This window comes from Burkholderia sp. BCC1985, from assembly GCF_905339915.1.
Classification (GTDB): Bacteria; Pseudomonadota; Gammaproteobacteria; order Burkholderiales; family Burkholderiaceae; genus Burkholderia.
On record NZ_CAJPGY010000007.1, the window covers coordinates 242,005 to 251,719 of the forward strand.

Genomic DNA, 9,715 nt, shown 5'->3' on the forward strand with positions numbered 1-9,715 from the left:
ATGTCGACAACGTCCCTGCTCGTCCAATCGCTGCCGGTGCTCGCCCAGGGTGCCGTACTGACCGTCAAGTTCGCCGTGCTGTCGATGGTGTTCGGCCTGCTCGGCGCCGTCGTGCTTGCGATGATGGGCATCCGGCAAAGCGAACCGCTCGACGGCTTCGAACGCATCTGGGTCAACGCGCTCGCTGGGCTCGCGCGCGCCTACGTGAGCCTGATGCGCGGCACGCCGCTGCTCGTGCAGATCTTCGTCATCTATTACGGACTGCCGAGCCTCGGCATCTCGCTCGACCCGACACCGGCCGGCGTGATCGCGCTCTCCGCGAACGTCGCCGCTTACATGTCCGAAAGCATGCGCGGCGCGATCAACGGGATCGCGCGCGGCCAATGGCTGGCCGCCTACAGCCTCGGGCTGTCGTGGGGGCAGACGCTGCGCTACGTGATCGGCCCGCAGGCGCTGCGCATCGCGGTGCCGAGCCTGTCGAACAGCCTGATCAGCCTGATCAAGGACACGTCGCTCGTGTCCGTCATCACCGTGACCGAACTGCTGCGCAGCGCGCAGGAAGTGATCGCGGCGACCTACCAGCCGTTGCCGCTGTACCTGGCCGCCGCCGCGATCTACTGGGTGCTGTGCCAGATCCTCGAATGGGTCCAGCGCTGGTACGAAAAGCGCCTGTCGCTGCCCGCGCGGCACTGAGCACGTCGCCTCTCCCGCCGGGCCCGCGGATGCGCGCCCGGCTCCCGCCTTCCCGTCCTTCCCGCCTACTCGCCCGAATAGCGCACGCCGAGCGCCGCGCGTGCCGCATCGGTCATCGCGATCATGCGCCGCGAATGGTCGTGCGTCATGATCGGGCTCTCGAGTTCGCCCGCGCGCAGCAGGTCGCAGAAATGCGCGGTCTCGTAGTTCAGGCCGCCGCCGTCGACCGGCGCGTCGAGTTCGACCGTGCGCCCGTCCGCATAGCGGATCGTCGCCCGCGCGGGGTTCCACCACTTCTCGTGAATCGTCACGTGCCCGCCTGCTGCTGCGATCAGCGCATCGCCGCGTCCCATCACGTCGACCCCGCAAAAGAGCTGCGCAATGCCGCCGTTCGCGTGACGGCTGTTCAGGCTCGCGAACACGTCGACACCCGTCGCGCCGATGCGGCCGAGCGTCTGCACGTCGACTGCCGCGCCGAGCCAGTCGACCGCGAGAAACGCTTCGTAGATCCCGATGTCGAGCAGCGCGCCGCCGGCGCGGTCGAGCCGATAGACGGAATGATCGTCCGGCACCGACGACGACGCGCAGCCCGCGCGCACGAGCCTGATCTCGCCGATCGGATCGTCATGCAGATGCGCGCGCAACTGACGATACAACGGAAAGAACGGCGGCTTCATCGCTTCCATGAAGAGCCGGCCGGCCGTGCGTGCCGCATCCAGCACGGCATCGAGTTGCGTCGCGTTCAGCGTCGCGGGTTTTTCGCACAGCACGGCCTTGCCGGCGGCGAGCGCCGCTTGCGCGTAGTGCGCGTGACTGTCGTGGAGCGTCGCGATATAGATCGCGTCGATGTCGCTCGCGAGGAGCGCGTCGAGGCTGGCGGCAGGCGTGCCGCCGCAGCTGTCGCAGAAAGCGGTTGCCGCATCGGCGCGGCGCGCCCACACGCCGGCGAGCGTGGCACCCGGCACGTGCGCGAGGCTTTGCGCGAAACGGCGTGCGATGCTGCCTGCGCCGACGATGCCGAAGCGCACCGGGCGGTTGTCGAATTCGTTCATCCGGATCTTCCGTGTCGGTCGTATGACGGTGGCCGGCACGCTGCCGGCCGGCCGTCATGATAAACGGCTCGCCGGCACAGGGATAAGCGACGCGCGCCGATTCAGGCGCGCACCGGCACGTCGACGGAGAAATCGCGCGAGATCTCGTCGGCGCTGAAATCGATCAGGGCGAGCGACGCCGCCTCGGCTTCGCGCGGATCGCGGCGTTCGATCGCATCGACGACGCGCGCATGCGCCTTCACCGCGATGTCGTGCGCACCGTCCTTCTGCGCGACGCGCGGATTCACGAGCCGTACAGCGCCGCGCACGATCGCCGCCATCTGCTGGAAGAACTGGTTGCCGCTCGCCTGGACGATTCGCGTGTGCAGCAGTTCGTCCGCCGTGTCGTAACCGGGGTCGCCCGGTTGCAACACCTTGAACGCTTCGAACGCCTCGCGGATGCCCGCGATGTCGGCCGCCGTCGCACGGACCGCCGCCTGCGCGGTCGCGCGCGGTTCGATCAGCATCCGGAATTCGATGACGTCGCGCATGAACTGCGGATCCGGCTTCGCACGAAACCGCCAGCTCACCACGTCTTCATCGATCATGCGCCAGTCGCGCATCGGCCGAACGCGCGTACCGACTTTCGGACGCACGTCGAGCATGTCGCGCGCGAGCAACATCGACAATGCTTCGCGCATCACCGTACGACTCACGTCGAACTCTTTCGACAGCACGTCCTGCGGCGGCAGAATGCCGCCGTACTTGTCCTCGACGATACCCGCGACAAGCCCATCCATCACTTTGGCGACCAGTGACCGGTCTTTGCCCTGCTCCATGACACCTCCCCGTGCGTCGATTTGCGAACACCTGCTCCGCAGTTCCGCCGGCCCTGGTTACGACTGTTCTTATGATCTATAAGTTGATGAGTTCGGGGATATTTCGCTATCTGGTAAACACCTGACAGGGTTATCCCTCTTTTTGATGCGGTTGATTTATAAGGCTTCAAAAAAAGCCCGGAAAGCGCGCTGCGCTTGCCGGGCCGGGCTTTCCACGAACTTTGAACATGCAATCCATTACGGCATCCGGATGCCATTACGGACTGCTTCTCATTCAGTTTCGATTAATCGGGATAAACGATCGTTTCAACGCCGTTTGCCGTGCCGAGCATGCACAGATTCGCGCCGCGCGCGGCGAACAGGCCGACCGTCACGACGCCCGGCCATGCGTTGACCTGCGCCTCGAAACCGCGCGGATCGGTGATTTGCAACCCCTTGACGTCGATGATCTCGTTGCCGTTGTCGGTGATGTACGGCGCGCCGTCCTTCGTCACGCGCAGCACCGGCACGCCGCCCAGCGCGGTCACGCGCCGGCCGATCGCCGTGCGTGCCATCGGCACGACCTCGATCGGCAGCGGGAATGCGCCGAGCACCGGCACGCGCTTGCTGCCGTCCGCGATGCAGACGAACGTATCGGCCACCGACGCGACGATCTTTTCGCGCGTCAATGCGCCGCCGCCGCCCTTGATCATTGCACCGCTTGCGTCGATCTCGTCGGCGCCGTCGACGTACACCTGCAGCGATTCGACCTCGTTCAGGTCGAACACCTTGATGCCGTGCGATTTCAGGCGTTCGGTGGTCGCGATGGAGCTCGACACGGCGCCGCGATAGCGCGACTTGACGGCCGCGAGCGCGTCGATGAAGCAGTTGGCGGTCGAGCCGGTGCCGACGCCGATCACGGCGCCTTCCGGCACGTTCTGGATCACATAATCGGCGGCCGCCTGGCCGACCAGGCGTTTGAGTTCGTCTTGAGTCATGGGGGTGGGAATACAGCGGGATTGCGGAAAACCGCCAGTTTACCGGACTCGGGAGACGACCCGGGCATTTTCGGTGCGGGTGCCGGCGCTGCGATCGGCGCCGGGCACGCCGGCGATCACGGCGCGCCGGTGGCCGATGCGTCGCCCGCCGGCGGCGTGGCGGAGAAATACTTGTCGAGCAGCGCCTGTGCGATCGCATCGGTTTCGGCGTCCGGATCGCCCGCATAGTCGGCCGGCCGGAAATGCATCTGGAACGCCGCGAACACGCGTCGCGTGCGGGTGTCGAGCACGCCGTCGGCCGGCACGTCGTAGCCGTAGCGCGCGAGCTTCCGCTGCAGTTCGCGCACGTCGACGAGCGCGTGCGGATCGCGGCCGCCGAGCCGGGCGGCCACAGTCGCATCGTCCGGCCACGCGCCGACACCGGCTTGCGCGAGCGCATGCCACGGAAACAGCGGCCCCGGATCGATCTTGCGTTGCGGCGCGATGTCGCTGTGCCCGACCACGCGCGTCGGCGGAATCCGGTAGCGCGCGACGACATCTTTCGACAGACGGATCAGCGCATCGACCTGTTCGGGCGGATACGGCTGCCACGTGCGGTTTTGTGGATCGAGCGGGCCGCGATTCACGTTCTCGATGCCGATCGACGCTGCGTTGAGCTCGGTCGTGCCCTGCCATTCGCTGATGCCCGCCTGCCATGCGCGTTCCGATTCGGGCACGAGTTGGTAGACCACCGGCATCCCGCGTTCGATGCGCGGTTGCGGCGGCACGACGTAGTGCGCGCTGACGGAGTCGCCCGTCAGCGTGCGCAGCGATTTCGCTTCGTCGCTTTCGGTGTAATGCATCACGAGAAAGCGGATCCGCGAATCGGCGCCGCGTGCGTGCAAGCTCGTGTCGGCGTAGTAAGTGCCGCGCCCGACCAGTGACGGCGACGTGCAGGCGGCCAGCAGGCCGAGGATGGCGCACGATGCGCCGAGGCGAAACAGGGTCATGTTCGCGAGTTCCGGGAGGCGCGTGCCGCGCGCAGTCGCGGCACGCGTCGTGCGGGTCGTGACGGCCCGCGCAGCGCGCGAGACCGCGCGTCAGCCCGTGTATCAGCCCTTCACGCGCCGCTGCCGCACCGCTTCATACAGGCACACGCCGCTCGCGACCGACACGTTCAGGCTTTCCACGCTGCCGGCCATCGGGATGCTCATCACTTCGTCGCAGGTGTCGCGCGTGAGCCGGCGCATGCCTTCGCCTTCCGCACCCATCACGATGGCGACGGGACCGTCGAGCTTCGTGTCGTACAGCGTGCCCGACGCCTCGTCCGACGTACCGATGACCCACACGCCCGCGTCCTTCAGCTCGCGCAGCGCGCGGGCGAGGTTCGTGACCGTGATGTACGGCACCGTGTCGGCCGCGCCGCTCGCGACCTTCGCCGCGGTCGCGTTCAGGCCGACCGCGCGGTCGCGCGGCGCGATCACCGCATGCGCGCCGGCCGAATCGGCGACACGCAGGCATGCGCCGAGGTTGTGCGGATCGGTGACGCCGTCGAGCACCAGCAGCAGCGCCGGGCCCTGGATGCCGTCGAGCAGCTCGGACAGGTTCTGTGCGAGCGGAACATCCTCGACGCGCGCCACGACGCCCTGGTGGCGCTCGGTATGCGCGAGGCCCCACAGGCGGGTTTCATCGGCCGCAATCAGCCGCACGCCCGCTTCCTTCGCGGCGTGCAGGAAGTCCTGCATGCGGCGGTCGCGGCGCGTCTGGTCGTACAGCACCTCCGCAACCGTCGACGCATCGTGCCGCAAACGTGCGGTCACCGCATGAAAACCGTAAAGAACCTTCAGACGAGACATGACTGGAACAACCTTCGATCAAACGTGCGGCCGCGCGACGTGCGCAGCCGCGATCCATGGAAAAGGAAAGCGCCGCGTTGCCGGCCGGTGACCGGTCAAGCGCGGCGTCTCTCGATACTGCAAGGGCGTGCGCGTGCGCCGCCCCGAACGCTCAATACTTCTTGCGGGCGTGCACCTTCTTCGCGGCCGTCTTCGCCGCCGCACCGCCCTTCTTCTTCGCGGCACGCGCGGCGCGCGCCTCCTTCACCGCAACGGTCGGTGCGCTGGCCGCCTTCTTGCGGCGCGGCGCGGCGTCCTCCACCGGCGGCAACGCACGCACGCGCGGGCCGCCGCGATCGTTACCGTTGCCGGCGACAGCCGGCGCCGGTGCCGGACGCGGCGCCTTCACCGGCGTGTCACGCACGAGGCGGAAGTCGATCTTGCGTGCGTCGAGATCGACGCGGCTCACCTGCACGCGCACGCGATCCGACAGGCGATAACGGATGCCCGTGCGCTCGCCGCGCAGCTCGTTCTTGATCTCGTCGTACTGGAAGTAGTCCGAGCCGAGTTCCGTGACGTGCACGAGCCCTTCGATGAACAGCGTATCGAGCTGCACGAAGATGCCGAACGACGTGACGCCGTTCACCATCCCGCCGTACTCCTCGCCGAGCTTGTCGCGCATGAAGTAGCACTTGAGCCAGGCCTCGACGTCGCGCGACGCTTCGTCGGCACGGCGCTCGTTCGCCGAGCAGTGCAGGCCGAGTTCTTCCCAGATCGCCGTGTTCGAGCGCGAACGGCCGCGCGCTTCGTCGTCGGCCTGCTGCATCGCGCGGGCGCGCGGCGACAGCGCGGTGTTCAGCTCGAAGCCGTCCGGCGCCTTCGGCACGTACTTCTTGCCGGACAGGATCGCGTAGATCGCGCGGTGCGTGAGCAGGTCGGGATAGCGGCGGATCGGGCTCGTGAAGTGCGCGTACGCCTCGTACGCGAGACCGAAGTGGCCGATGTTGTCCGGGCTGTAGACGGCCTGCTGCATCGAGCGCAGCAGCATCGGCTGCAGCATCTGCGCGTCGGGCCGGTCGCGGATCTGCGCCATCAGCGCCGCGTAGTCGCTCGCATGCGGCTTGTCGCCGCCGCCGAGCGAGAGGCCCATGCCGCGCAGGAACGCGCGCAGGTTCTCGAGCTTCTCCGGCGTCGGCCCCGCGTGCACGCGGTACAGGCCCGGGTGCTTGTGGCGCTTCAGGAAATCGGCCGCGCACACGTTCGCGGCCAGCATGCATTCCTCGATCAGCTTGTGCGCATCGTTGCGCTGACGCGGGACGATCTGCTCGATCTTGCCTTGCGAGTTGCAGACGATGTAGGTCTCGGTCGTGTCGAAGTCGATCGCGCCGCGCTTCTGGCGTGCGGCGAACAGCGCCTTGTAGACGCCGTACAGATCCTGCAGGTGCGGCAGCAGGTCCGCGCGGCGCGCGGCCTCCGGCCCCTTCGTGTTCGACAGCACGGCCGCGACTTCGGTGTACGTGAGGCGCGCGGCCGAATGGATCACGGCCGGATAGAACTGGTACGCCTTGATCTCGCCGCGCGCGGTAATCACCATGTCGCATGCGAGCACGCAGCGATCGACCTGCGGGTTCAGCGAACAGAGGCCGTTCGACAGCTTCTCCGGCAGCATCGGGATCACGCGGCGCGGGAAGTAGACCGACGTACTGCGCTCGAGCGCGTCGGCATCGAGCCCGCTGCCCGGCTGCACGTAGTGCGACACGTCGGCGATCGCGACGATCAGGCGGAAGCCGTCGCCGCGGCCGACCTTGGTCGGCTCGCAGTAGACGGCATCGTCGAAGTCGCGGGCATCCTCGCCGTCGATCGTCACGAGCGGCACGTCGCGCAGGTCGACGCGGAAGCGCAGGTCGGTCGGCCGTACCTTGTCCGGCAGCGCGGCGGCTTCGTCGAGCGCCGGCTGGCTGAATTCGTGCGGCACGCCGTACTTGCGCACGGCGATCTCGATTTCCATGCCCGGATCGTCGATGTCGCCGAGCACTTCGACGACGCGGCCGAGCGGCTGCGAATGGCGGCTCGGGAAGTCGGTCAGTTCGACGACGACGACCTGCCCGACCTTCGCCTTCTTCACGTTCTGCGTGATCAGGATGTCGTGGCCGATGCGCTTGTCTTCGGGGGCGACGATCAGCGCGCCGTTCTCGTTGAGCAGGCGGCCGATCACGCGCTTGTTCGCGCGCTCGGTGACTTCGACGACGTGCCCTTCCGGCCGGCCGCGGCGATCGTAGCCGACGATCCGCGCGAGCACGCGGTCGTTGTGCATGACCTTCTGCATTTCGCCGTTCGGCAGGAACAGGTCGTCCTGGCCGTCGTCGCGGATCACGAACCCGTAGCCGTCGCGATGGCCCTGCACGCGGCCGGCAACGAAGTTCGACGGATGGGTGAGCTGGTAGTGGCCGCGCTTGTCGAGGCGGATCTGGCCGTCGCGTTCCATCGCGGCGACACGCCGGAAGAACCCCTCGCGCTCCTGACGCTTGATCGACAGCGCTTCGGCGATGTCGTTGGCTGCCAGCGGCGCGTCGCTCGTACGCAGCACGCCGAGAATTTCTTCACGGCTCGGAATGGGGTACGGATATTTGCTCAAGGGTTTGTCGATGATTGTTCTCGTTGCGTTGACTGATGGTGCACGGCATCAACATAGAAGTGTCCGTCAGACAGTTCTATAGTGACGGCGGCGGATCATTCTATCACCCGCCTGTGTCGCCAAATGACGCGAATGCCGCGTGCAGGCGCCGCGGCGACCGGTTTGCGGTGCATCGCAAAAAAGTGTTGACACGATTAATTGGGGCGCTATAATTTCCCCTCTTTGCAGCAAGCAGCTACTGCAAAACGTGCCCAGGTGGCGGAATTGGTAGACGCACTAGGTTCAGGTCCTAGCGGTGGCAACATCGTGGAGGTTCGAGTCCTCTCCTGGGCACCACTTATTTAAAAAAGGTCGGCTTCTGCCGGCCTTTTTCTTTTTGAGGCCCAGGAAGCAAAGCGCCTGCGCGCTTTGCGCGAGGACTCGAAAGGCTGCGCTTGCAAGCGCAGCCGGGGTCGCGCTCGTGTGACCGAGTCCTCTCCTGGGCACCATCTGTTTTTTGAAAAGGTCGGCTTCTAACCGGCCTTTTTTCATTTCCGGCCGCACATTGCGCGTACTGTGCCGCGCCATATGCCCGCCACTCCGATCGATAGCAGAATTAATCGGTTATCGGTTGCCCTCCCCGTTGGTACGTTAGCCGCCTCGCTTTCAACGAACCCGACGAGGAACCACCCCATGACGTCGATGAACCGCCGCGCGTTCGCGCGCGCGATGCTGGCCGCCGGCCTGAGCGTCGCCGGCATCCGGACGCACGCCGAGAACGCGCCCTCCACGTTGCGCATCGGATACCAGAAATCGTCGACGCTCATTACGCTGCTCAAGACGCGCGGCACGCTGGAGCAGTCGCTCGCGCCGCTCGGCCTGCGCGTGTCGTGGCATGAATTCGCAAGCGGCTTGCCGCTGACCGAAGCGCTCAACGTCGGCGCGGTCGATTTCAGTGCCGACGTGGCCGACACCGTTCCCGTCTTCGCGCAGGCCGCGCATGCGCGCTTCGTATACGTCGCGCAGGAAGCGCCGTCACCGAAAGCGCAGGCCATCATCGTCAAGCGCGACAGCGCGCTGCGCACGCTCGCCGATCTCAAGGGCAAGCGCATCGCCGTCACGAAGGCAGCCGGCAGCCACTACCTGCTGCTTGCCGCACTCGCGCGCGCAAAGCTCACCCCCGCCGACGCCGCAATCCACTACCTGACGCCGGCCGACGGCCGCGCGGCGTTCGAGCGCGGCAGCGTCGATGCATGGATCACGTGGGACCCGTATGTCGCATCGGTCGACGCGAATCCCGACGTGCGGATTCTTGCCGACGGCGACGGGCTTGCGTCGTACCAACGCTATTACCTTGCGTCGAGCAGCTTTGCCGCCGCGCGCCCCGACGTCATCCAGATCGTGTTCGACCAGTTGTCGCAAGCCGGCACCTGGCTGCGCGAACATCAGCAGGAGGCCGCCAATACCCTCGCCCCGATCTGGGGACTCGACGCGAAGACGATCGAGCGCGCGAACGCGCGACGCAGCTATCTCGTGCGCACCGTGGCCACGCAGAACTTCGGTGAACAGCAGAAGATCGCCGATACGTTCCTCGCGGCCGGTTTGCTGCCCGCCCGCGTCGACACGGGTGAAGCGCTGCGCTGGAATTTCGCGGCAAAGCGTGCTGAGCCGATCGGCGCCTGATGCCCGGAACCTGCAACGCGCGATAATTTTGATCGCCGTAGAAAAATTGTGTTGACAGATGCTC

General features: G+C 66.6%; 8 protein-coding genes and 1 tRNA gene. 3 read left to right on the top strand and 6 right to left on the bottom strand.

Translation table 11 applies throughout. From position 1 onward, the window contains the following. Window positions 1–693, top strand: a complete 693-nt coding sequence (locus U4Z31_RS09860) for an amino acid ABC transporter permease (RefSeq protein ID WP_044845076.1) — start codon at window positions 1–3, stop codon at window positions 691–693. A gap of 65 nt (window positions 694–758) precedes the next feature. Here the strand turns inward: U4Z31_RS09860 and U4Z31_RS09865 are convergent, their stop codons facing one another. The 6 genes from U4Z31_RS09865 to rnr form a co-directional block, all read right to left on the bottom strand. Continuing rightward, a complete protein-coding gene (locus U4Z31_RS09865) occupies window positions 759–1,745 on the bottom strand; it encodes a Gfo/Idh/MocA family oxidoreductase (RefSeq protein WP_321810132.1) in 987 nt (328 codons plus the stop codon). Between the two features lie 101 nt (window positions 1,746–1,846). After that, window positions 1,847–2,563, bottom strand: a complete 717-nt coding sequence (locus U4Z31_RS09870; protein ID WP_044845078.1) for a FadR/GntR family transcriptional regulator — start codon at window positions 2,561–2,563, stop codon at window positions 1,847–1,849. A gap of 284 nt (window positions 2,564–2,847) precedes the next feature. Then, entirely contained in the window at window positions 2,848–3,540 is a 693-nt protein-coding gene (gene rpiA, locus U4Z31_RS09875; RefSeq protein WP_321810133.1) for a ribose-5-phosphate isomerase RpiA, read from the bottom strand. A gap of 116 nt (window positions 3,541–3,656) precedes the next feature. Then, window positions 3,657–4,529, bottom strand: a complete 873-nt coding sequence (locus U4Z31_RS09880) for an N-acetylmuramoyl-L-alanine amidase (protein WP_321810134.1) — start codon at window positions 4,527–4,529, stop codon at window positions 3,657–3,659. A 102-nt stretch (window positions 4,530–4,631) separates the two neighbouring features. Next, complete coding sequence (rlmB, locus tag U4Z31_RS09885; protein ID WP_044845081.1) at window positions 4,632–5,375, bottom strand: 23S rRNA (guanosine(2251)-2'-O)-methyltransferase RlmB; 744 nt, start codon at window positions 5,373–5,375, stop codon at window positions 4,632–4,634. Between the two features lie 151 nt (window positions 5,376–5,526). Next, the gene (gene rnr / locus U4Z31_RS09890) at window positions 5,527–7,989 is read right to left on the bottom strand and encodes a ribonuclease R (RefSeq protein ID WP_044845082.1); all 2,463 of its coding nucleotides are present in this window, start codon (window positions 7,987–7,989) and stop codon (window positions 5,527–5,529) included. A gap of 249 nt (window positions 7,990–8,238) precedes the next feature. On the opposite strand from rnr, the gene U4Z31_RS09895 reads away from it, so the two are divergent. After that, window positions 8,239–8,325 (top strand) — tRNA-Leu (locus tag U4Z31_RS09895). 336 nt (window positions 8,326–8,661) lie between these two features. Then, complete coding sequence (locus U4Z31_RS09900) at window positions 8,662–9,651, top strand: aliphatic sulfonate ABC transporter substrate-binding protein (protein WP_124668208.1); 990 nt, start codon at window positions 8,662–8,664, stop codon at window positions 9,649–9,651. Window positions 9,652–9,715: the final 64 nt, after the last annotated feature.

Excerpts from the sequence above, each read along its gene's own strand:
- U4Z31_RS09860 (WP_044845076.1), top strand. The coding sequence starts at position 1 with ATGTCGACAACGTCCCTGCTCGTCCAATCGCTGCCGGTGCTCGCCCAG.
- U4Z31_RS09865 (WP_321810132.1), bottom strand. The coding sequence starts at position 1,745 with ATGAACGAATTCGACAACCGCCCGGTGCGCTTCGGCATCGTCGGCGCA.
- U4Z31_RS09870 (WP_044845078.1), bottom strand. The coding sequence starts at position 2,563 with ATGGAGCAGGGCAAAGACCGGTCACTGGTCGCCAAAGTGATGGATGGG.
- rpiA (WP_321810133.1), bottom strand. The coding sequence starts at position 3,540 with ATGACTCAAGACGAACTCAAACGCCTGGTCGGCCAGGCGGCCGCCGAT.
- U4Z31_RS09880 (WP_321810134.1), bottom strand. The coding sequence starts at position 4,529 with ATGACCCTGTTTCGCCTCGGCGCATCGTGCGCCATCCTCGGCCTGCTG.
- rlmB (WP_044845081.1), bottom strand. The coding sequence starts at position 5,375 with ATGTCTCGTCTGAAGGTTCTTTACGGTTTTCATGCGGTGACCGCACGT.
- U4Z31_RS09900 (WP_124668208.1), top strand. The coding sequence starts at position 8,662 with ATGACGTCGATGAACCGCCGCGCGTTCGCGCGCGCGATGCTGGCCGCC.